Origin of the sequence: Streptomyces sp. AC550_RSS872 (assembly GCF_019049285.1) — a bacterium.
Lineage (GTDB): Bacteria > Actinomycetota > Actinomycetes > Streptomycetales > Streptomycetaceae > Streptomyces.
In genome coordinates this window covers 252,070-274,486 of sequence record NZ_JAGMUL010000120.1, presented here as the reverse complement: position 1 = coordinate 274,486, position 22,417 = coordinate 252,070, and the positions used below count along the sequence as shown (strand labels likewise).

The 22,417-nt window shown below is 72.2% G+C and carries 22 protein-coding genes, 1 pseudogene and 1 riboswitch; of the genes and pseudogenes, 19 read left to right on the top strand and 4 right to left on the bottom strand.

Translation table 11 applies throughout. The features are described 5' to 3' along the window. Positions 1–78 precede the first annotated feature (78 nt). From KUM44_RS34190 to KUM44_RS34130, 13 genes are all read left to right on the top strand, one after another. Positions 79–720, top strand: coding sequence for a DUF998 domain-containing protein (locus KUM44_RS34190; RefSeq protein WP_217213633.1), 642 nt, complete (start codon positions 79–81; stop codon positions 718–720). A 74-nt stretch (positions 721–794) separates the two neighbouring features. Further along, on the top strand, positions 795–1,004 hold the full coding sequence (locus KUM44_RS34185; protein WP_217213632.1) for a hypothetical protein: 210 nt from the start codon (positions 795–797) through the stop codon (positions 1,002–1,004). After that, complete coding sequence (locus KUM44_RS34180) at positions 1,004–3,358, top strand: cation-translocating P-type ATPase (protein ID WP_217213631.1); 2,355 nt, start codon at positions 1,004–1,006, stop codon at positions 3,356–3,358. Before KUM44_RS34185 ends, KUM44_RS34180 begins: the two co-directional genes overlap by 1 nt. Further along, positions 3,355–3,933, top strand: coding sequence for a copper chaperone PCu(A)C (locus KUM44_RS34175; protein WP_217213630.1), 579 nt, complete (start codon positions 3,355–3,357; stop codon positions 3,931–3,933). Before KUM44_RS34180 ends, KUM44_RS34175 begins: the two co-directional genes overlap by 4 nt. A 195-nt stretch (positions 3,934–4,128) precedes the next feature. Next, the gene (locus tag KUM44_RS34170) at positions 4,129–4,845 is read left to right on the top strand and encodes a hypothetical protein (RefSeq protein WP_217213629.1); all 717 of its coding nucleotides are present in this window, start codon (positions 4,129–4,131) and stop codon (positions 4,843–4,845) included. A 236-nt stretch (positions 4,846–5,081) separates the two neighbouring features. Then, positions 5,082–5,756: a sigma-70 family RNA polymerase sigma factor gene (locus tag KUM44_RS34165; protein ID WP_374202100.1), complete on the top strand. Its 675-nt coding sequence runs from the start codon at positions 5,082–5,084 to the stop codon at positions 5,754–5,756. Positions 5,757–5,871: 115 nt separating this feature from the next. Then, the gene (locus tag KUM44_RS34160; protein ID WP_217213627.1) at positions 5,872–6,948 is read left to right on the top strand and encodes an ABC transporter substrate-binding protein; all 1,077 of its coding nucleotides are present in this window, start codon (positions 5,872–5,874) and stop codon (positions 6,946–6,948) included. Beyond that, the gene (locus KUM44_RS34155) at positions 6,945–8,039 is read left to right on the top strand and encodes an iron ABC transporter permease (protein ID WP_217213626.1); all 1,095 of its coding nucleotides are present in this window, start codon (positions 6,945–6,947) and stop codon (positions 8,037–8,039) included. The genes KUM44_RS34160 and KUM44_RS34155 overlap by 4 nt, the downstream gene beginning before the upstream one ends. Next, a complete protein-coding gene (locus KUM44_RS34150) occupies positions 8,036–8,878 on the top strand; it encodes an ABC transporter ATP-binding protein (RefSeq protein ID WP_254390496.1) in 843 nt (280 codons plus the stop codon). Before KUM44_RS34155 ends, KUM44_RS34150 begins: the two co-directional genes overlap by 4 nt. A 29-nt stretch (positions 8,879–8,907) precedes the next feature. Continuing rightward, entirely contained in the window at positions 8,908–9,132 is a 225-nt protein-coding gene (locus KUM44_RS34145; RefSeq protein ID WP_048580724.1) for a hypothetical protein, read from the top strand. Between the two features lie 492 nt (positions 9,133–9,624). Continuing rightward, entirely contained in the window at positions 9,625–9,777 is a 153-nt protein-coding gene (locus tag KUM44_RS34140) for a hypothetical protein (protein ID WP_217213625.1), read from the top strand. A gap of 14 nt (positions 9,778–9,791) precedes the next feature. Further along, positions 9,792–11,063 (top strand): cytochrome P450, encoded by a 1,272-nt coding sequence (locus KUM44_RS34135; RefSeq protein ID WP_217213624.1) that lies wholly within the window; start codon positions 9,792–9,794, stop codon positions 11,061–11,063. A gap of 102 nt (positions 11,064–11,165) precedes the next feature. Beyond that, positions 11,166–12,140 (top strand): L-tyrosine/L-tryptophan isonitrile synthase family protein, encoded by a 975-nt coding sequence (locus tag KUM44_RS34130; protein WP_217213665.1) that lies wholly within the window; start codon positions 11,166–11,168, stop codon positions 12,138–12,140. Here the strand turns inward: KUM44_RS34130 and KUM44_RS34125 are convergent. The 3 genes from KUM44_RS34125 to KUM44_RS34115 are packed head-to-tail and all read right to left on the bottom strand — an operon-like array spanning position 12,110 to position 14,906. Then, positions 12,110–13,114, bottom strand: coding sequence for an ABC transporter substrate-binding protein (locus tag KUM44_RS34125; protein ID WP_217213623.1), 1,005 nt, complete (start codon positions 13,112–13,114; stop codon positions 12,110–12,112). The two genes, KUM44_RS34130 and KUM44_RS34125, sit on opposite strands and share 31 nt — an antisense overlap. Continuing rightward, on the bottom strand, positions 13,099–13,881 hold the full coding sequence (locus KUM44_RS34120) for an ABC transporter ATP-binding protein (protein ID WP_217213664.1): 783 nt from the start codon (positions 13,879–13,881) through the stop codon (positions 13,099–13,101). Before KUM44_RS34120 ends, KUM44_RS34125 begins: the two co-directional genes overlap by 16 nt. A gap of 2 nt (positions 13,882–13,883) precedes the next feature. Beyond that, positions 13,884–14,906, bottom strand: coding sequence for an iron ABC transporter permease (locus KUM44_RS34115; RefSeq protein WP_217213663.1), 1,023 nt, complete (start codon positions 14,904–14,906; stop codon positions 13,884–13,886). Positions 14,907–15,091: 185 nt separating this feature from the next. After that, positions 15,092–15,174: riboswitch (cobalamin riboswitch) on the bottom strand. 143 nt (positions 15,175–15,317) lie between these two features. On the opposite strand from KUM44_RS34115, the gene KUM44_RS34110 reads away from it, so the two are divergent. The 6 genes from KUM44_RS34110 (at position 15,318) to tgmB (ending at position 22,212) form a co-directional block, all read left to right on the top strand. Next, on the top strand, positions 15,318–16,043 hold the full coding sequence (locus KUM44_RS34110; protein ID WP_217213622.1) for an ankyrin repeat domain-containing protein: 726 nt from the start codon (positions 15,318–15,320) through the stop codon (positions 16,041–16,043). A gap of 218 nt (positions 16,044–16,261) precedes the next feature. Beyond that, positions 16,262–17,659: an FAD-binding oxidoreductase gene (locus KUM44_RS34105; RefSeq protein ID WP_217213621.1), complete on the top strand. Its 1,398-nt coding sequence runs from the start codon at positions 16,262–16,264 to the stop codon at positions 17,657–17,659. Between the two features lie 131 nt (positions 17,660–17,790). Beyond that, complete coding sequence (locus KUM44_RS34100) at positions 17,791–19,209, top strand: cytochrome P450 (protein ID WP_217213662.1); 1,419 nt, start codon at positions 17,791–17,793, stop codon at positions 19,207–19,209. A gap of 199 nt (positions 19,210–19,408) precedes the next feature. Then, positions 19,409–20,887: an MFS transporter gene (locus KUM44_RS34095; RefSeq protein ID WP_217213661.1), complete on the top strand. Its 1,479-nt coding sequence runs from the start codon at positions 19,409–19,411 to the stop codon at positions 20,885–20,887. 162 nt (positions 20,888–21,049) lie between these two features. After that, complete coding sequence (gene tgmA / locus KUM44_RS34090; RefSeq protein ID WP_217213620.1) at positions 21,050–21,241, top strand: putative ATP-grasp-modified RiPP; 192 nt, start codon at positions 21,050–21,052, stop codon at positions 21,239–21,241. 14 nt (positions 21,242–21,255) lie between these two features. Continuing rightward, positions 21,256–22,212 carry an ATP-grasp ribosomal peptide maturase gene (gene tgmB / locus KUM44_RS34085; protein ID WP_217213619.1) on the top strand — a complete coding sequence of 319 codons (957 nt, stop codon included), beginning with the start codon at positions 21,256–21,258 and terminating at the stop codon, positions 22,210–22,212. 20 nt (positions 22,213–22,232) lie between these two features. Here tgmB and KUM44_RS34080 read toward each other — a convergent pair. Further along, positions 22,233–22,352 (bottom strand): annotated as a pseudogene (locus KUM44_RS34080) (sugar phosphate isomerase/epimerase); the annotation flags it as partial. Positions 22,353–22,417: the final 65 nt, after the last annotated feature.

Here is a 22,417-nt window from a genome sequence, read left to right as displayed (position 1 = left end):
GCAGCGCTGTTCGGTCTGCCGACGCGGCACATGCGTGGCAGTGGCGGTCGGGCCCAAGCCGCGTTTTACGGTAGTTCGATGCGATCTGTCCCAAGATGGGCCCTGCTTTCGTCGGGATGTGCGCCTGCCGTGCTGATCGGCGGCTGGACGATCGCCGCGCTGCTCGAAGGGCCTGCCTACGACCCCGCCACGCAGACGATCAGTGTCCTGGCGGCCTATGGCGCCGCCGGCTTCTGGGTGATGACCGGGGCGCTGGCCGCCCTGGGCGTCTGCCACATGATCACCGCCCTGGGGCTGCGCCCGGCCGCGCTGCCCGGACGGTTGGCACTGGGCGCGGGGGGAGCGGCCGCGTTCGTGGTGGCTCTGCTCCCGCCGCCGAGCAGCGGAGGTTCCCTGCGCCACGGCTCGGCGGCCGCGGTCGGCTTCGCGCTGCTGGCGGTGTGGCCGGTGCTGGCCGCCGATCGGCGACCCGCCGCACCCTGGGGGCTGCGGCCCGTCCCCTCCCTCGCGGCGACCGCACTGATGCTCGTCACCGCGGCCTGGTTCATGTTCGAAATGCACCAGGGCGGCGCCGACGGTGTCGCCGAACGCCTGGTAACCGCCCTTCAGTCCCTGTGGCCCTTCGTGGTCGTCGCCTCCTGCCTGTGCCACCCTCACCCCGAGAACTCCTCGCCCCAGGAGCCGAACCGGGCTGAACGCCGCCGCGGCGGGGCCGCCTGAAACGGACGGCGGCCGGGAACTCCCTACCCTCCACGCCCGACTCCTGGAGCGGTACGTGCGTCAGGAGGCCGTCGATGAAACCACCCCAACTTGTGCCGCCCGCCCTCTGCGGGTTTCTGCTGCTGCTCGCCCTGATCTTCACGGTGTCGTACGCCGTCGGAGCCGCCTCCGGGCCCGTCGCGCCCGGCATGCACCGCTCGGGCACGAGTGACGACGACGGCGGCACGGACCCGGGGGACCAGGACATGGGGGACATGAACATGCGGCACGGGAGCGGCGGCTGATGGCCACGGAGCCGGCACCCCCGATGACCACCACGGACCTCACCGTCGGCGGCATGACCTGCGCGGCCTGCGTGCGGCGCGTGGAGAAGAAGCTCGCCAGGCTGGAGGGCGTCACCGCGACGGTCAACCTGGCCACCGGGCGCGCCCGGGTGAGCCATCCGCCGGACGTCCGCCCCGAGGAACTGGTGGCGACCGTCGAACAGGCCGGATACACGGCCGCGTTGCCCGAGCCGCCGAAGCAGCGGGAGCGCCGGAGTGGTGAACCGCAGCGGGCGAGCGGACGGGAGTCCGAGAGCGTGCAGGAGCCCGAGGGCGTGCGGCGGGAGCGTGAGCGGCTGGTCGGCACCGCGCTGCTCGCGGTGCCGGTGCTCGTGCTCTCGATGGTGCCCGACTGGCAGTTCCGCAACTGGCAGTGGCTGTGCTTCGCGCTGGCAGTGCCGGTCGCCGTGTGGAGTGCCCGGCCGTTCCACGCCCGGGCGCTGCGCGGGCTGCGGCACTCGACCGCGACGATGGACACGCTGGTCTCCCTGGGAGTCGTCGCGTCGTTCTCCTGGACGGCGTACGCCCTGTTCCTCGGCGGCGCGGGCGAGCCCGGCATGCGGATGCCGTTCAGCCTGTGGCCCTCCGCCTCGGACAGCGCCGTCCACGTCTACCTCGAAGCGGCCGTCGGTGTCCCGCTGTTCGTGCTGGCCGGTCGTTTCCTGGAGGCGCGGGCGCGCCACGGCACCGGGGCGGCGCTGCGCTCCCTCGCCCGCCTCGCGGCCAAGGAGGTCTCGGTACGCGAGGACGACCGCACCGAACGCCTGGTCCCCATCGAGGAGTTGGCGGTCGGGCAGGTCTTCGTCGTACGGCCCGGCGAGCGGGTCGCCACCGACGGCGACGTCGTGGAGGGCAACTCCGCCGTGGACCTGTCGCTGGTCACCGGGGAGAGCGAGCCCGTCGATACCGGGCCGGGCTCGGCGGTGGTGGGCGGAGCCGTCAACGCGGGCGGACTGCTGCTCGTACGGGCCACGGCCGTGGGTGCGGACACCCAACTCGCGCGGATCGCACGGCTGGTGACGGAGGCCCAGGCCGGGAAGGCGCGGGCCCAGCGCCTCGCCGACTCCGTGGCCGGGGTGTTCGTTCCCGTGGTCCTGTCGCTGGCCGTCACCGTCCTCGGGTTCTGGCTCGGAGCCGGGGCCGATCCGCAGGCGGCGATCACCGCGTGTGTCGCCGTCCTGGTCGTGGCCTGCCCCTGCGCGCTGGGCCTGGCGACCCCGACCGCGCTGATGGCCGCCACCGGACGCGGCGCGCAGCTCGGCGTCCTGGTCCGGGGCCCGCAGGCCCTGGAGGGCCTCCAGCACATCGACACCGTCGTCCTCGACAAGACCGGCACCCTCACCTCCGGGCACATGAGCGTCGCCCGCGTGACGGCCGTACCCGGCGGGCTCGGCGAGGAAGCCGTGCTGCGCCTGGCCGGGGCGGTGGAACAGGGCTCGGAACACCCACTGGGCCGCGCCGTCGTCGCGTACGCCCGCAGGACCCTGCCCGAGCAGGGACCCTTGCCCGAGGTCAGCGACTTCCGGGCGGAGCCGGGACGAGGGGTGAGCGGCCGGGTCGAGGGTCGGTTGGTCGAAGTCCTGACTCCGGACGACGAGTTGTCCCCGGAGCTGGCCGACGGGCTCCGGGCTGCGGAGGCCGCCGCGCACACGCCGGTCCTCGTCCGCGTCGACGGGGCGACGCCGGGCCTGATCGAGATCGGGGACGTGGTACGCCCCGGCAGCTACCGGGCCGTGGACCGGCTGCGGCGCCTCGGTGTGCACCCGGTCCTCGCCACCGGAGACAGGGAAGCACCGGCCCGCGCGGTCGCCTCCGCCCTCGGTGTCGAGGAGGTGTACGCCCGCCGCACTCCGGCGGACAAGGCCGACCTCGTACGGGAGTTGCGGGCTCAGGGCCGACGGGTCGCGGTCGTCGGCGACGGCGTCAACGACGCGGCCGCGCTGGCCGGCGCCGACCTCGGCATCGCCATGGGCACGGGGACGGACGTCGCGATCGGGGCCGCCGACGTGACGCTGGTGCGCGGCGACATCGAAGCCCTCGGGGACGCCGTCCGGCTCGCCCGGCGCACTCTGGGCACCATCCGCACCAACCTGCTGTGGGCCTTCGGCTACAACCTGGTGACCGTGCCGCTCGCCACGGTCGGCCTGCTCAACCCGATGGTCGCCGCGGTGGCCATGTCGGTGAGCTCCGTGCTCGTGGTGGCCAACAGCCTGCGGCTACGGGCCTGGCAGCCGGCACCGGCGGCGGCGCGCGGCCGTGAACAGGCCGCTGTCCCGGGCCGCGGGCCCGTCGCGACCGGGGGAGGGACCCGATGACCGCACCCACTGCCGAGCGAACGACCGGGCGGACGGCCGGGAGCACAGCCGAGCCGACGGCCCGTCCCCGGGCCTGGCGCCCGACCCGGCGCCGGATCACCGACGGCCTGCTCGCCGCGCTCGCCCCGATCGCCGCATGCGGGGTCGCCCTGGGCGGCCTGACCACATGGGTGGCCTCCGGCGGCGGGGGCAGCCCGGCACGGATCGCGGTCACGGAGGGGCGGGTCTTCCTGCCGTACGGCGACGTGCGGGACACGGCGGCGTTCTTCCGGATCACCAACACCGGGGGCGCGGACGACCGGCTGCTGAAGGTCACCTCGTCCGCCGTCGGCGGTGACATGTCGCTCAGCCGCCACCGTATGACCAGCGGCAACGCGGCGTCCGCGCGGACGGTGGACTCGGCACGCGTCCCGGCCGGCGGCGCCCTCGCCATGTCCCCGTTCGGCCTGGACGTGACACTGCGGGCCGATCCGGACTGGCAGACGGGCACCTATGTGCCGTTCACCCTCCACTTCGAGCGCGGCGGGCGGATCGAGGTGCAGGCGGTGGTGATCCGCCCGGGAGAGGAAATGTGAGGGCGGCAGCGGGGACGGTACCGGGGACAGCCGCGAAGACAGCCCTCACATCCCATACTTGTCGGCCGACGTGCGCGCCCAGTTCCCCCCGGTCGATGTGTCCTGTATCACTCTTCTGGGCTTGAGTGCGGGACCGGGGTGTTGTGCGTACCCACCCGTGACGAGTGGGCCCGGGATGCGAGGATGAGGGCCGTCATGACTGCTGGGTGGGGTGTGCGCACGATACGGGCCGCGATCTTCGCGTCCGTCTGCGTGCTGCTCGCTGCTCTCGGTCACGTCCTGATGTCGGGCGCGTCCGTCCCGTGGTGGACGCTGGCGGCCGGTGCCGTGCTGACGGGCGGTGCGGGCTGGTGCCTGGCCGGCCGGGAGCGTGGACTCCCGCTGGTCGTGTCCGTCGTGGTCCTCGCCCAGGGTGGGCTGCACGCGGCCTTCGAGTTCGCGCAGTCCTCCGCCGATGCCGGGCACGACATGGGCCACATGTCCGCGGGCCACATGGGCACGGTCCACATGGACGGGAGCCACATGGGCTCCCCCCACATGGGTGCGGGCCACATGGATGCGGGCCACATGGATGCGGGCCATGTGTCCATGAGCCCCATGGGCATGAGCCCCATGGACATGGGCCACGACATGGCCGGCATGTCCTCGTTCGGCATGTTCGCCGCCCACACCCTCGCCGCGCTGCTGTGTGGCCTGTGGCTGGGGCACGGTGAGCGTGCCGCGTTCCGCATCCTGCGGGCCGTCGCCGGATGGCTGGCGGCCCCGCTGCGGCTGTCGTTCGCCCTGCCCGTACCGCCGCACCGGCCGCGTCTGCGTCCCCGGCGCGGCCGTTCCGACCGGGCGCCGCGGCTGCTGCCGCTCGTTCACACGATCACTTCTCGGGGGCCTCCACCGGGGACCGCTGTCGTCTGAGACAGCCGGTTTCCCGAGGCTGTACGGACCCGGACGTCGAGTCATCGACACCGGCCGTGCCTCGGGCCCCGGCCGTACCTGTCGTACGGCCGTGTCCCCAACACCCCCGGATCCCTCCGGTACGGCTCGCGCGTACGTCTCCCGTACGCGTCCCCCGGCGCCCGGCGGCGAAGCCCTCGCGCCCGCCGTCGTTCTCGCTGCCGCGCCGGAGCCCGGACTACCCGAGAAGGACTCAGGTGATCACTCCTGCCCTGCCCTCCTCACGCGCGACCCGCGTGAGGGACACGAAGGCGGACCACACCTCCGGAGCGGCCTCCTGCGACGAGTCGACGACCGCGTGGGCGCTGGCCGCCCGCGGCGGCGACCCGGACGCGACGGACCGTTTCGTGCGCTCGCTGCACCGTGACGTCGTGCGGTACGTGGCGCATCTGTCCGCCGATCCGCAGGCCGCCGACGACCTGGCGCAGGACACGTTCCTGCGGGCGCTCGGCAGCCTGCACCGGTTCGAGGGCCGCTCCTCGGCGCGCGCCTGGCTGCTGTCCATCGCGCGTCGCGCGGTGATCGACAGTCACCGGTACGCCGCCGCCCGGCCGCGGTTGTGCGACACCGACGACTGGACGCTGACGGCGGAACGCGCCCAGCCGACCGGCCTGCCCGGCTTCGACGACGGCATCGCGCTGCTCGACCTGCTGGACGCGCTGCCCGACGAGCGCCGTGAGGCGTTCGTCCTGACCCAGCTGGTGGGCCTGCCCTACGCGGAGGCGGCCGAGATGAGCGACTGCCCGGTCGGGACGGTCCGCTCACGTGTGGCACGCGCCCGCGCGACCCTCGTCGACCTGCTCACCGAGGCCGAGGCCGAGGCCGAAGCCGAGACCGAGGCGACGGCCGTGCCCGACGTCGTGGCCGCCTGACCGGGATCCCGGTGTCGGTTCCCCCCGCCGGGAACTGACACCGGGTTCGCCCCGACTACTGGACCGGGCGGCGGAGATCCGCCCGTGCGTCCAGTGGATCCAGGGGAGTTTTTCGATGCGTTCTCGTGTGGGGCGGGCTACGACGGCCGCGGTGCTCGGCGGCCTGCTGGCGGCAGGCTGCGGCAGCGGGAACGGGGACACGGCGAACTCCGCCGCCGGCAGGGACGGCGACTCCAAGGGCGGCTACCCGGTCACCGTCACCGACTGCACGGGCACCGAGACCACCTTCACCTCGGCCCCGGAGAAGATCGTCACCAGCAACGCCTCCAGCCTGGAGCTGCTGCTGCGGCTGGGCGCCGGGGACCAGGTGATCGGCACCGGTTTCCCGCCCGGCAAGGGCACACTGCCGGGCGAACTCGACGCGCGGGCACAGCAGGTCGAGGTGCTCGGCGAGAGCGTGATCCCCAAGGAGAAACTCCTCGGCTCCGGAGCAGACCTGTACATCGACACGTTCGCCTCGATGAACATGGGCGGAGGAACGGGGGACGCGCCGACCGAGGAGGAGTTCAAGGCGGCCGGCATCAAGCACACCTTCCTGAAGTCCACGGCCTGCGCCGCCACGAGCAAGAGCCCCGTCACCGACCTGACCGCCGTCGAGGACGACATCACCGCCCTCGGCGCCGTCACCGGCACGAGCGCGAAGGCGAGGGAACTCGTCGACGCGATGCGGAAGAAGGTGGACGCCGTACGGCAGGCGGTGGGGGAGACGCCCGAGAGCGAGCGGCCGACGTACTTCTTCTTCGACTACGACGCCGGCACCAAGCAGCCCATGGCCGTCTGCAACCGTCAGGTCGCCCACGCGGTCATCACCCTCGCCGGGGCCCGCAACGTCTTCGCCGACTGCGACGGCGACTACCGGCAGGTGGGCTGGGAGGACGTCATCGCCAAGGACCCGGACTGGATCCAGCTCGGCGTGCGCAACCGGGGCAGTGAGACCGCGAACGACAAGGCCTTCGACGAGGCGCGGAGGTGGCTGGAGTCGAACGCCGCCACCAAGGGCCTCAAGGCCGTCGAGGAAGGCCACTTCCTGCGCATCGGCTCCGAGCAGACAACCATCGCCGGTGTCTCCAACGCCGACACGGTCGAGTCGATCGCGAAGACCCTGTATCCGGGCAAGGTCGGCCGACGGTGACCGACACCCTGGTGCGCCGGAAGGGCGCGCAGGACCGGCGCGAGGGGGACGAGCAGGCGCGGACGGGTGCCGTTCCCGCCGCGCCGCTGGCACTGACCCTCGCCCTGGCCCTGCTCGCCGCTCTCACCGCGGCGGTCTCCTGGGGCTCCACGTCCATCCCGGCCGGCGAGGTGTGGAGCGTCGTCTGGCGCCGCCTGTCCGGCGAGGCCCCGCGCCCCGGCACCGACGACCTCATCGTCTGGCAACTCCGCGTCCCCCGCGCCCTGTTGGCCGCCCTCGTCGGCGCGGGGCTCGGCCTCGTCGGTACGGCGATGCAGGCCCTGGTGCGCAACCCCCTGGCCGACCCGTACTTCCTGGGCATCTCCAACGGCGCCTCCCTCGGCGCGGTCGCCGCGATCGTGCTCGGCGTCGGGACGGGCGGTGCGTTCGGGCTCGGCCTGTCCGGCGCGGCGTTCGCCGGCGCCCTCGCCACCTTCGCGCTGGTGTGGGCGGTGGCCCGGCGTCGGGGCGGATTCGCGCCGCTGCGGCTGGTGCTGGCCGGAGTGGCGATCGGGCAGTTCCTGTCCGGCTTCACCAGCTACCTCGTGCTCCAGGCCGGCGACGAGCAGCAGACCCACAGCGTGCTGTTCTGGCTCATGGGCAGCCTGAGCGGCGCGAGTTGGCCCCTGCTCGCCGCACCCGCGGTCGCCGTACCGGTCACCCTGCTGTGGCTCCAGGCACGTGCCCGGGCGCTCAACGCGCTGATCACGGGCGACGAGACGGCGGCCGGACTCGGCGTCGACGCCACCCGTCTGCGCAGGGAACTCTTCACGCTGACCAGCCTGCTGACCGGCGTCCTCGTCGCCGTCTCCGGCGCCATCGCCTTCGTCGCGCTCATGGTCCCGCACGTCTGCCGGCTGATCGTCGGCGGCGACCACCGCCGCCTGCTGCCCGTCTCGGCACTGTTCGGGGCGCTGCTCCTGGTCGTGGTCGACCTCGTGTGCCGTACGGCCCTGGACACGCAGGAGCTGCCGGTCGGCGTCGTCACCTCGCTGATCGGCGCTCCGGCGCTGCTGCATCTGCTGGACCGGCGCTTGGGGAGCGGGAGTTGAGGATCGAGATCGAGGACCTGCACGTCGCGTACGCCGGCCGTACTGTCGTCTCCGGCGCCGGTCTGATCGCGGCCGAGGGCGAGATCACCGGCCTCGTCGGGCCGAACGGCAGCGGCAAGTCCACCCTTCTGCGCACCGTCTACCGGCATCTGAAGCCGGTCGCCGGCCGCGTCCTGCTCTCCGGCACCGACCTGCGCCGACTGCGCCCCGTGGAGGCGGCCCGGCATGTCGCGGCCCTCCCGCAGGAGCGGGGCGGCGACTTCGAGCTGACCGTCCGCGAGGTCGTCGCGATGGGCCGTACGCCCTACAAGCGGGCCTTCGCCGGGGAGGACGCCACCGACCGGGACGTCGTCGCCCGTGCCCTCGCGGACGTCGGCATGGAGCGTCACTGCGGGCGCCGGTTCACCGAACTGTCCGGCGGCGAACGCCAACGCGTCCTGCTGGCCCGCGCCTTCGCCCAGGAGCCGGACGTGCTGGTCCTGGACGAGCCCACCAACCACCTCGACATCCGCCACCAGGTGGAACTGCTGGCCCTGCTCCGCGCGGGTCGCCGTACGACCCTGGTGTCGCTGCACGACCTCAACGCCGCGGCGTCCGTGTGCGACAGGCTGCACGTGCTGCACGACGGCCACGTGGTCGCCTCCGGCCCGCCCCGGGAGGTGCTGCGACCCGCGCTGCTGGCCGAGGTGTTCGGCGTACGGGCGACTGTCGTGGACCATCCGCTGACCGGTGCCCCGCTGATCGCCTTCGACCATCGGGCCCCGGCGGACGGCGTGGGTATCCCTGTTTCGGCCCCGAGCGATGTGCTGGGGGCCGGTCCCGGGCGGTCACGCCGGTGAGCGCCCACGATCGCGAAAGGTTGTGCACGATGAGCGACATCCACGGGATGGACGGCCTGGACCCGGTGGCGACGTTCTGCGGTAACTGCGACTGCGGCTGTCCGCAGCTGTTCGTCGACCCGGCCGCCCCGGCCGAGCGCCGGGTGGTCCTCACGGACGACTTCGGGCAGCGGGTGCAGATGAGCGCGGACCAGTTCTCGTCGCTGGTCGCGGAGGCCAAGTCCGGCAAGCTGGACGGCATCGCCACGGCCTGACGCCGTAACGGGGGCCGACTCCGTATTCATCATATTTCCGGCCAAGTCCGGGAACTCGGCCCCCGTCCCTCCCGACCTCTGGGACGAGGCTGCCGTCCGGCGGCCCGGCCCGTGAGGGGAGGGGTGCGAGAGTGAGGGACCGCTGGGTTCTCGTGGCCGTGGCGGGCACTGTCGTTCGTGGCGATGCTCGACATGAACATCGTCAATGTGGCGCCGGCCGGCATCGCGGCGGGCCTGCACGTCCCGCCCGCCACGGCCCAGTGGGCGGCGCGGGTACACGACCCGCCCTGCTGTCGGCCACCGCCGGCTTCGCGCTGTGCGGTGGCCTGGCCGTGCGCTCTCCCGGTGCGGCGTGGCTGATCGCGTCCCGGACCGGACAGGGCGCGTGCGCGGCGGTGCCGTCCGTGCTGATGCCGGTTCCGGCGACCCGCGCCGTACGACCAGCGTTGCGCGGCCGCGCGATGAGCAAGCCTGCGACCCTCGGCCCGCCAGGTGCGGGCGGTCGCCGACGACACCCGCGTCAAACCCAGCCTCGACACCCGGCCCGAGCAGCTGGAGTGGGGCCCCCGCCTCCGCCTCCGCCTCGAACGCGTCGTCGACCCTGCCCTGTTGCTGGACCGCCACCAGCCCGGACTCGCCCTCTGAGGAGCCCCCACCCCATGACCGTCCAGGACCCGGAACCCCTCCCGGTCGTGAACCCCCGGCAGCCGCTCCCCGACCCTGTCCCGCTGCTGGGCTGCCCGTACAAGCGCGACCCCTACCCCCTCTACGGGCGGATGCGCGAGGCAGGTCCGGTCCACCGGGTCCTCTTCCCCAGCGGTGTCCAGGCCTGGCTCGTCACCGGCTATGACGCCGCCCATGCCGCGCTGAACGACGACCGGCTCGGCAAGAACCACGACCGGGGCAACGACCGTTGGCGTGCCCGCGCCTCGGTCATGCCCGAACCGCAGCACTCCCAGCTCCAGGTGCACCTCCTCCACCAGGACCCGCCGGACCACACGCGCATGCGGCGCTTGGTGACGGACGCCTTCGCGCCGCGCCGTGTCGAGCAGCTGACACCCCGATTCCGCGAGGTGGCCGATGCGCTCGTCGACGCTCTTCCGGCGACCGGGCCCGCCGACCTCGTTGCCGGGTTCGCCGCCGACTTCCCCTTCCAGGTACTCACCGAAGTCATCGGCCTGCCAGGGGAGTTGGCCGCACGTTTCGACCGCGACTGGGGCAAGGTCGTCCAACCGGTCGGGCCGACGGACCCCGGACGGCCGCTGTACGAGGCCCGGCTGCACGGACTGCTGAGCTACATCGCCGAGGTGGTCGCCCACAAGCGGAAGAACAGTGACGACGACCTGCTCAGCCGTCTCGTCGTCGCCCGTGACCAGGGCGAACTGTCCCAGGAGGAGCTGTACTCGATGATCTTCCAGCTGCTGGTCGCCGGTCAGGAACCCGTCACGAACCAGCTCACCACGGCCCTGATCGCCCTGTTCCGCCACCCCGCCCAGCTCGCCCGACTGCGCGACGACCCCGCCCTCATGCCCCGCGCGGTCGAGGAACTCCTGCGCCACGACAGCGCCTTCGAACTCACCACCTGGCGCTTCTTCGACCAGGACAGCGACCTGCACGGCACCGGGATCCCGGCCGGCGACTCGGTCATCGTCTCCCTGTGCGCGGCCAACCGGGACCCGCGCCGCTTCGCGGACCCCGACACCCTCGACCTCGACCGCTCGCCCAACCCCCACCTCGCCTTCGGACACGGCATCCACTTCTGCCCGGGCGCCGCTCTCGCCCGCGCCGAACTCCGCATCGCCCTCGGCACGTTGCTCACCCGCCTGCCCGGCCTGCACCTCGCCGTCAAGGACGAGGACATCGCATGGATCCCGTCCGTTCTGGGACGCGGCACCAACCGCCTGCCCGTCGGCTACGACCGACGGCTCTGACACCGGCCTCCGGCTGATCCCATCCACCTTCCGGCCGGCGCCCGGCCCGTCGAGGCGCCCCGCCGCCATGCCGTCATGCCCGCACGCCCCCGGAGGAACGACATGCCGCTGACGACCGCACCGGACACGCGCGCCACGCACCGCATCAGCGCCGCGATCCTGGAGCTGCTCCTGCCCCACCACCGCTCGACCGACGGAGCGCCGGCCACCCCGGAGTCGTTCGGTCACCAACTGCGCCGGATCGCCGGATTCGTACGCGAGGACGCGCCCGTCGTGTTCACCCTCCCCGGCTTCCCGTGCAAGTCACCCAACCCCGCGAAGGTCCTGGGCCACCTGCCCGACCAGGGCGAACGCCTCTCCCTCCGCTTCCTGCACGCCCTCTGCACGGACATCGAGCGGATCCACCCGCCCGGCGCTCACGTCGTCATCTGCTCCGACGGCCATGTCTTCGGCGACCTGATCCGCGTTCCCGACGAGCACATCGACGCCTACGCGGACGAACTCCGCGCGCTGATCAGGGAGTCGGACCTGCGTCATCTCTCCGTCTTCGACCTGCGTGACGTCCTCGGCGACCTCCCGCACGCCGCCAGACGCGCCCACGTCCACGACCGCCACGCCCCGACCCTGGACGCCCTGCGCGCCGAGGTCCGCGCCGACGCCCCGACCCTCGCCCTGTACCGGGGCATCACCCGCTTCCTCGTCGAGGACACCACCGGGTTCACCGGCACCCGCTCCGCGCTCCAACGCGAGTGCCGCAGACGGGCGTACGGCGTCATCCAGCGCAGCCGTGCCTGGGGCGAGCTGATCGCCGACCACCATCCGCGCGCCGTACGTCTGTCGATCCACCCCCAGCCGGCCGGCACCCCCAAGTTCGGCATCCGGCTCCTCGACGGCCCCGACGCCTGGACCACCCCGTGGCACTCCGCTGCCCTGCACGAAGCGGACGCCACCTGGACCCTCATGCCCCGCGCCAGGGCGCAGCGGCTCGGCCGCCTGGTCCACCGCGACGGCAGACCGAGCCACTTCGAGCGTTCACACGCCCACGATCAGCGCTCCTCGGCGACCGTCCGCAGATAGGTGCCGAGCCGGGCGACGGCCGACGGGTTGCGGGGGCTCTCGACCAGGTCGACGTAGTCGAGGACGAAGATCCGCTGGTGCTTGACCGCGGAGACGTTCCGCAGGGGCGGGTAGGACAGCAGGAACTTCTTCTTCTGCTCGGCGCTGACGTCTCCGTAGTCGCAGATCACGATGACGTCCGGGTCGCGCTGCACGACGCTCTCCCAGCCCACCGTGGTCCAGGAGTCCTGGACGTCGTGCATGACGTTGACGCCGCCGGCCTCGCTGATGACCTGCTCGGGGGCGGCATAGCGGCCGGAGGTGAAGGGCTGGTCCTGCCCGCTGTCGTACAGGAACACCTTCGGCCGGTCGGCGCCCGCCGGGGCCTGCGCCCGCACCCGTGCGATCTGCTTCTTGAAGTCGGCGATCAGCGCCGCGGCCCGCTGCTCGACGCCGAAGAGCTTGCCGAGGTTGGTGAGGTCGGCGTACAGGGCGTCCAGCGGCGGCATGATGCCGCGCGAGGACTCCGTACGGCCGTTGTGGCAGGACTCGGTGAGGACGTACGAGGCGATGCCGAGCTTCTTCAGGGCGTCGGGCGTGAAGCCGCCGTCCTCGCGGAAGCCGTAGTTCCAGCCGGCGAAGACGAGGTCGGCGCGGGCGTCGAGGACGTTCTCCTTGGTGAGCTGGTCCTTCGACAGCCACTTCACCTTGTCGTAGCCGTCCTTCCACGGCACGCCGCTCAGCTCGCCCTTGTCGTCGGGCATGGCGAACCCGGCCATGCGGTCCTCCAGACCGAGGGCGAACATCAGCTCGGTGATGCCGACGTCGTTGGTGACCACCCGCTCGGGAACCTTGTCGAAGGTGACCTCGCGGCCGCAGTTGGTGAGGGTGATCGCGGAGGACTTGGCGTCGGCCGGCTTCTCCACCGTGGCTCCGCAGCCGGTCGCGGTGACGGTCGCGGCGAGGCAGAGGGCGGTGGCTACGAGCTTGCGCATGTGGTTCCTTGGGGGAGGAGGTCGAACAGGAGCTGGACCGCGCCGGTCTCCGGATGCCGTACCGGATGGGCGCGGACCCCGAACACTTCGGCGAGCAGGTCGGGTCGGAGGACGTCGTGCGGGGCACCCGAGGCGACGATCCGGCCCCCGGCGATGACGTACAGGACGTCGCAGTGCGCGGCGGCCAGGTTGAGGTCGTGCAGAGCGGCCAGCACGGTCAGGCCGCTGGCCCGCACCAGGGACAGCACGTCCAACTGGTGGGCGATGTCGAGGTGGTTGGTGGGCTCGTCCAGGACCAGGACCCTCGGCTGCTGGGCGAGCGCACGCGCGATGAGCACCCGCTGCTTCTCACCGCCCGACAGGGCGAGGAACCCGCGGTCCGCGAGATGGGCGACGCCGGTGCGGTCCATGGCCGCGGCGCAGATCTCCCGGTCGGAGCCGGCCGTACGCTCCCGGTGCGGCAGCCGCCCCATCGCCACCACCTCGGCGACGGTGAAGTCGAACTCGGCCGACGACTCCTGCGGCAGCGCGGCCAGCACCCGCGCGGCGGCCCGGGGCGCCAGGGCGTGCACGTCGTCCCCGTCGAGCCGCACCACACCGCCGGCCGGACGCAGCGCCCGGTACACGCACCGCAGCAGGGTGGACTTGCCGCTGCCGTTCGGGCCGACGAGCCCGACGAACGCCCCGCTGTCCACGGTGAACCGGATGTCGTCCACCAGCCGGGCCCCGGCGGCCTCGACGGTGACCCCTTCGATGTCCAGCCGCACGGTCACCGACCTCCGAACGCATAGCCGCCGCGCCGCATCAGCAGCAGAAACGTGGGCACCCCGACCACGGCCGTGATCACCCCGACGGGCAGTTCGGCGGGGGCGAGCAGGAGCCGGGACAGCAGGTCCGCCCACACCAGCAGCACGGCCCCGACGAGCGGCGCCACGGCCAGCACCCGCCGGTGATCGGCGCCCACCAGCATCCGCACGACATGCGGCACCATGAGCCCGACGAACCCGATGGCCCCGCTGACCGCGACCACGGTCCCGGTCACGGCGGCGGTGACGAGGAACAACTCCCGGCGCAGCCGCGCAGGTTGGACCCCCAGCGCGGCGGACGTCTCGTCGCCCATCGCGAGCGCGTTGAGCGCCTCGGCCCGCCACCGCAGCCAGGCCCACCCCGCCGCCACGGTCACCGCGGCGAGCGGCACCTGGGCCCAGGTCGCGCCGCCCAGACTCCCGAGCAGCCACATCATCGCCGAGCGGGCCGCCTCGCCCCGGGCCGCGCCGAACACCATGACGGTGGTGACGGCCTCGAAGCCGTACGCCAGCGCCGTCCCGGTCAGGACCAGGCGCAGCGGGGTGAGCCCGTGCGGCGACCGGGACACGGCGTACACCAGCGTCATGGCCGCGAGCGCCGAGACGAAGGCGGACAGCGACAGCGCCCAGACGCCCAGCCCCGCGAACGCGCCCAGCAGGATCACGGCGTTGGCGCCGACCGCCGCGCCCGAGGAGATGCCCAGCACGAAGGGGTCGGCGAGCGCGTTGCGCACCATCGCCTGCACGGCCACCCCGACGGCCGCGAGCCCGGCCCCGACGACGGCACCGAGCACGACGCGCGGCAGCCGGATCTCCCAGACGATGGTGTACGCGGCGACGTCCCGGGCGTCGATGCCGCCGCCGGTCAGCCCGGCCCCGAGGAACCGGAAGACATCGCCCCACCCGATCCCGGCCGCTCCCAGCCCCACACCGCACCCGAGGGACACGAGCAGGAGCAGCCCCAGCCCGACGACGAGCGGTGGCACGGACAGGCGGGGTGCGACGGATGCCGGTCTCGGTATCCGCTTCTTGCTTCGGAGCACGGGCGGGCGGGTCCTTCGCCTGGGGCCGCCTGTGAACCTCGATCGAGGAGACAGCCCGTGCGACCGTGCCGGCCGCGCGGTCCCCTCTCGCAGTCCACGGCGAGCAGTCAACGGGTCGCACCCACCACGGGCGATCGGGCTCACGCGACGGACCACAGGATCCCCGCGCACACCGTTGCGGGTCAGCGCCGGACTCTCACCGGACTTCCCCCGCGGGAGGCCCGGGGAGCGTAACAGACGGGGGTCCGGCGGCTGCGGGACAGGGCTGCCGCATCGTGCTGGAGGAGGCGTTGTCAGTGGGCCGTGCTATCCAGGTGGGGACGTTGTCCAGGCGAGGTCCCGGAAGGAGGCCGGATGCTGATCGACACGACCGCTCCGCTGGCCCACGAGGTGAGCGAGGCGATCCGGAGCGGCGACGTGGAGGTGCTGCGGGACCTGCTCACCGCACATCCGGGACTGGCCACGGCCCGGGTCGGCAACGCCGACAGCGCGCGCACCCTGTTGCACCTCGCCACCGACTGGCCCGGCAACTTCCCCCACGGTCCCGCGACGGTGACCGTGCTGGTCGCAGCGGGCGCGGACGTCGACGCCCGGTTCACCGGCGCGCACCGCGAGACGCCGCTGCACTGGGCGGCCAGCACCGACGACGTGCCCGTCCTCGACGCCCTTCTCGACCTGGGCGCGGACATCGAGGCCGACGGCGGGGTCATCGCCGACGGCACGCCGCTGGCGGACGCGGTGGCCTTCGGGCAGTGGAAATGCGCGCGGCGACTGGTGGAACGCGGCGCCCGCACCACCCTGTGGCAGGCCGCCGCCCTCGGCGAAGCCGACCGTGTCACCGCCTGCTTCACCTCCGCAGCCGACCCGCCCACCGCCGAGGACATCACCAACGCGCTGTGGTGCGCCTGCCACGGTGGGCAGCGGGAGACGGCCGACCAGCTGCTGCGACGCGGCGGCGACGTCAACTGGATCGGCCACGACCGGTTGACGGCACTGGACGCCGCCGACCGCTCGGGGCACCCCGCGCTGGTCGCGTGGCTGCGCGATCAGGGGGCGAGATCCGCCGCGGAGTTGGTCTGACGCCGGAGCAGCACACCAGGCAGGGCGGCGTGCTCGACGCGCTCGATGTGCGGCCGCGGACGGTGAGGTGAAGACTGGGACCTGGTGGGTCCGCTGCGCCCTGCCGACATCGATACGAGGTGCGAACGGATCCGCGCACCACGCCCCCGCTGCCCGCCCGGACGTCATGCGCCGTCATCCGTCCGCGGTTCACCGTCTTCACTCAGAGGGGTCCGGCCATGGGCGGAATCGACGGAACGGCACTCGAAGGCCTGCGCGAGACCCTGCGGGGACCGGTCATCACTGCGCGGGACCCGGGCTACGACGAGGCCCGCAGCATCTACAACGCCATGATCGACCGGCGCCCCGCGGCCTTCGCGCAGTGCGTGGACGTGGCGGACGTGCGGGCCGTGCTCTCCTTCGCGAGGGACACCGGAGTCGAGCTCGCCGTGCGCGGCGGCGGGCACAGCGGACCCGGGCTGTGCCTGGTCGACGACGGGCTCGTCCTCGACCTGTCGACGATGCGCGGGGTGCACGTCGACCCGCGCGCGGGGACCGCACAGGTCGCCGGCGGCGCACAACTGGGCGACCTGGACCACGCGGCCCACACGTTCGGCCTGGGCATCCCGGCCGGCATCATCTCGATGACCGGCGTCGGCGGCCTCACCCTCGGCGGCGGCCACGGCTACCTCACCCGCAAGTACGGCCTGACCATCGACAGCCTCCGCTCGGCCGATGTCGTCCTCGCCGACGGATCGTTCGTCACCGCCTCCGAGGAGGAGCACCCGGACCTGTTCTGGGCGCTGCGCGGCGGCGGCGGGAACTTCGGCGTCGTCACGTCGTTCACGTTCGGGCTGCACCCGGTGGACACGGTCGGGGTCGCGGTGACGGTGTGGCCGGTCGACCGCACTCCGGAAGTGCTGCGCTGGTACCGCGAGTTCCTGCCCGCCGCGCCCCAGGACCTCTATGGCTTCTTCACCGTCTTCACCATCCCGCCCGGGCCGCCGTTCCCCGAGCCGATCCACGGGCAGAAGGTGTGCGGCGTCGTCTGGTGCTACACCGGCGACCTGGCGGGCGACCGCCTGGAGCAGGCGCTGACCGCGGTCAACGAACCGGCGCCGTCCGCCTTCCACTTCACCACGCCGATGCCCTACCCCGCCCTGCAGGGCATGTTCGACACACTGATCCCAAAGGGCTACCAGTGGTACTGGCGCGGTGACTTCTTCGACACGATCTCCGACGCCGCCGTCGAGGTGCACCACAAGTACGGCGAGAACATCCCCACCGCACTGTCCCTGATGCACCTGTATCCCGTGGACGCCGCGGCCCATGAGGTCGGCGCCGACGACACGGCCTGGGCGTATCGCGACGCCGTCTGGTCCGGTGTGATCGCCGGGGTCGACCCGGACCCCGCCAACGCGGACCTGATCCGGCAGTGGAGCGTCGACTACTGGACCGATCTGCATCCGCACTCCATGGGCGGCTCCTACATCAACTTCCTCGGAGAGGCGGAGAGCGCGGACCGGGTCCGGGCGACCTACCGCGGCCACTACGACCGACTCGCCGCGACCAAGCACACCTACGACCCGGACAACTTCTTTCACGCCAACCAGAACATCCCGCCGGCGGCCGGCTGACGTCCGAGCCGTACGCGTCCGAGCCGCACCCGTCGTTCACCCGCGAGGGCCGCCTGGGGTAGGGTCACCGGCGTTGCCGGCTACTGACTGGTAGTGCGCCGGTGCGGGGAGTGTCGGAGGGCGGCGGGACGGTGGAATCCCAGGTGGGCGAGAGCGGATCCGGGAACGTCGACTGCACGCGCTTGGAAGAGCTGACTGCCCAACCGCTGCTGACCCGCGACTACGAGACCCGCCCCTCGCTCGTCTACGAGCGGCTGCGACAGCAGCACGGGCCCGTCGCCCCGGTCGACCTGCTCGGAGTGCCCGCCTGGCTGGTCCTCGGCTACCGCGAGGCGTTCCAGGTGCTCCAGGACGAGGCCGCCTGGCCGAAGGGGCTGGAGAACTGGCGGGCCCGCACCGAGGGGGAGGTGCCCGCGGACTGGCCGCTCGGGCCGTCCCTGGAGGTCAACCATGTGCTGATCCAGGGCGGCCCCGGACACGGCTCGCTGCGCACGGCGTGGGACGCGGCACTCAAGCCCTTCCAGGACCCCGGCCACCCGCAGGCCAAGCGCCTGAAGGCGGCCGTCACCGCCTACGCCGACGATCTGATCACCCTGGTCGGACAGGGCGGCGGCACCGGCGTGGCCGACCTGTCCGCGCAGTTCTCCCGGCCGCTGCCGCTGATGGTGGCCAGTCATCTGCTCGGCTTCCCCGGCTCCCAGGGCGACGAAGCCCTGATGGACATGTGGCGCGTGCTGGACGCCGGTCCGGACGCGGAGCCCGCCCTGGAACGCCTGCTCGCCACACTCGCGGAACTCGCGGCCGTGAAGCTCGAGGAGCCGGGCGACGACTTCCCCTCCTACCTGCTGGCAGCGCACCCCGGCCTCTCGCTCGACGAACTCGCCCGTGAGCTGTTCATGCTGCTCGGCATGACCTCCGACCACGTCGGGATCCTCATGTCCAACACCGTGGTCGAGGTCATCTCCGGTGACGGCGACGGCGCTGTGCGCGCCAGCCTGTCCGCCGGGATGATCAGGGAGACCATGAACCGGGTGGTCATGCGCAAGCCGCCGCTGGTGAACTTTGTCCCGCGATTCGCCGCCGAGGACACCCCGCTCGGCAACTACACGATCCGGGCGGGCGACCCGGTGTGGGTCTCCTCCGCCGCAGCACACGCCGACCCGCTCTTCGCCGGCCATATGGCGCCGAGCAGCACGATCAGCACCCGTGCGCATCTGTCCTGGGGCGCGGGCCGCCGCCAGTGCCCGGCACGCGAGCTGGCCTCGACGGTCGCGGCGGTCGGCGTGGGCCGGCTGTTCGAGCGGTTCAGCCACCTGGACCTCGCCCTCCCCGCCGACCAACTGCCCTGGCGCTCCTCGCCGTTCATGCGCGGCCTGCGCTCGCTGCCCGTGCGGTACGAACTCGCCGCGATGCCCGAGCGGGCGGTGGCGCCACGGCCGACCCTCGATCCGGCGCAGGACAGCACCGATCCGGTGCTGCCGGACCGCTCCGCCCGGCAGCGCTCGTCGCTCTGGCGCTATCTGACGGGACTGATCCGCGGTCCTCGCTGACCTGCGCCTCACACACCGGTCCGGCGCGGTCCGGTGATCGACTGGAGGGCCGTACGGCACCGGCGTACGGTCGAATGGTGGCGGGAACCAGCCATCCGACCCCCGCCCACGGCACAGTGCCATGAGCAACCCCGAGCCGACGCCCGAAGCACGGACCACCCCGCAGAAGACGGAGCGGAGCGAGAGCCGTGGCAGCGGTATGGCGCTGCTCGTCATCGCTTCCTGTCAGCTGATGGTGGTGCTCGACATCACCATCGTGAACATCGCCCTGCCGGACATCCAGCGCTCGCTCGACTTCTCAACGACCAGCCTGTCCTGGGTCGTCAACGCCTACACGCTCACCTTCGGCGGACTGCTGCTGCTCGGCGGCAGAATGGGCGACATCCTCGGCAGACGGCGCGTGTTCATCTTCGGCGTGCTGCTCTTCGTCCTCGCCTCTCTGCTCGGCGGACTCTCCCAGAACGAGTGGCAACTCCTCGCCGCCCGTGCCCTGCAAGGCGTCGGCGGCGCCATCGCCTCCCCGACCTCCCTCGCCCTGATCAGCACGACCTTCCCCGAAGGACCCGAACGCAACAGGGCGTTCGGCGTCTTCGCCGCGGTCTCGGCCGGCGGCGGCGCGATCGGGTTGCTGGCCGGCGGCATGCTCGTCGAATGGCTCAACTGGCGGTGGGTGCTGTTTGTCAACGTGCCCATCGGACTGCTCATCGTCCTCGCCACACCGCGCTGGATCCGGGAGTCCGAGCGGCACGCCGGGCACTTCGACGTGCTGGGCGCGATGACCTCCACCATCGGCATGGTGCTGCTGGTGTACGGGTTCATCCGGGCCGCGCAGGACGGCTGGCGGGACGCGCTCACCCTGGGCGCGTTCGGGGCCGCCGTAGTGTTCCTGCTGCTGTTCGTCCTGGTCGAGGCGCGCTCCCGGCAGCCGATCACGCCCCTGCACATGTTCGCCGACCGCAACCGGGCGGGCACGTACGGCATGATGCTGAGCCTCGCCGCCGCGATCTTCGGCATGTTCTTCTTCCTGACGCTCTTCGTACAGAACGTGCTGGACTTCAGCCCGCTCGAAGCCGGTCTGGCCTTCCTCCCGGTGAGCGCCGTCATCGCGATCGGCGCGGGGCTGGCGTCCCAGTTCCTGCCCAAGTACGGGCCCAAACCGTTCATGGTGGTGGGTGCCGTCCTGGCCGCCGCGGGCCTCGCCTGGCTGACCCTCACCGACGTCCACTCCACCTACCTCGGCAGCATTCTCGGCCCGATACTCATCTTCAGTCTCGGCATGGGCATGGAGTTCGTGTCCCTGACCCTGATGGCGCTGTCCAACGTGGCCACCCAGGAGACGGGCGCCGCCTCCGGGCTCCTCAACGCCACCCAGCAGGTCGGCGGCTCCCTCGGTCTTTCCATCCTGGTCACGATGTTCGGTACGGCGAGCAACAACGAGGCCGACCGGCAGATCCCCGCCTTCCTGTCCCAGGCGACCCCCCTGGAGCGGCTCCGCTTCGAACGCACCGGGCAGCTCCCGCCGCCCTACGCCGACGAGATCCTCACCGCGGGAGTCTCCGCCGCCTTCATCATGGCCGCGATCTTCACCGCCATCGCCGCGGTGATCGCCCTCCTCGTCATCCAGGTCCGCCCCTCCGACCTGGAACGACTCCAGGGCGGAGGACTACCCACGGCCTGAGAAGCAATGAAACGGTTCAGCGTCAAGGACTCCTGTGCGTAGTCGGGGAATCCGGTGAAGGGTGTGACGACCTTCACGTTGATGTGGCGGAAAGTGATGAATTCCTTACGCAAGTAGTGCGTAAGTGACGGTAATTCACACGCATGAAATCGGAGGTTCATCGTGCGACCGTTCACCCTCAACTACGCCTCTCCCAGAGGGCTTTCCCACGCCGTGACGCCGTATCACTTCGACCCGGCCCGCCAGTTGAACGTGCTGCCCGACGGCCGCCCGGCCGTCAGTGACCCGGACCTGCTGCTCGCGGTCGGTACGACGACGTCGACCGCCGGATCCGCGACCCACTTCGACGACTGACGACCCGTGCGCGAATGACCGTACTGATCCTGACGTCCGAGGAGGACGTGACCGCCGACCTGGTGGTGGCCGGGCTGCACGGGACGGGGACGCCCGTGATGCGACTGGACCCGGCCGATCTGCCGGGCAAGGCCGTACTGTCCGCCGACTACGCCCACGGCGACTTCGACGGGCACCTGTCGGTCAACGGGCATGTGCTCAGCATGGGCGGGCTGCGCTCCATCTGGGTGCGCAGACCCGGCGAACCGGCCGCCCACGCGGCCGACCCCTCACCGTGGCTGACCGCTGAGACCCGGCAGGCGCTGTACGGGATGCTCCACTCCGCCGCCGCACGGTGGATGAACCATCCGCGCAACGCCGACCAGGCCCGGCTGAAACCCTGGCAGTTGAGGGTCGCCCACCTCAGCGGCTTCGCCGTGCCCCCGACGGTGTTCACCACAGCACCCCGGCTGGCGCGGGAGTTCGCCGAGGAGTACCGGGACGTCGTCGTGAAGTCGGCCTCGGGGCCACCGCCCGGCGACCCCGCGCTGACCCTGCCGACCACCCTCATCGGCCCGGACGCCGACTTCAGCGCCGTCGCCGCCGGACCCGCGCTGCTCCAGAAGTACGTCCCCAAGCGGGCCGACATCCGTCTGACCTGCGTCGGGTCCAGGCTGTTCGCGGCGCGGAAGACCGCCGAACCCGACCAGGTCGACGGGCGCTACGGCGACACGGGGCACACCTGGGAGCCGGTGCCGGTCCCCGAGCGCATCGGCAAGGCGGTGCACGAGTACGTCGCTCTGGCCGGACTGGCGTACGCGGCCTTCGACTTCGCCGAGGACGGGGACGGCATCTGGTGGTTCCTGGAGTGCAACCAGGGCGGCCAGTTCGGCTTCGTCGAGCTGGAGACCGGGCAGCCGATCGCGGCAGCGGTCGCCCTGTGGCTGGCCCAGTGCAGGGCGGACCGCCGCACCCCGGACCGGCGCGGGTGACGCCTGGATCGCCGTACGGACTACGCGGCGAGCTCCTTGCGGATGCGGTCCAGCATGAACGCCGAGGACTCCTTGGCCCGCTCCTCCCAGGCGAAGACGCATGCCGTGGCCACGCCGTCGAAGTCCATCTCGCGCAGCGTGCGCACCATCTCCCCGATGGGGAGGGTGCGGAGCATGTACGGGTTCGAGAGCGATTTTCACGCGG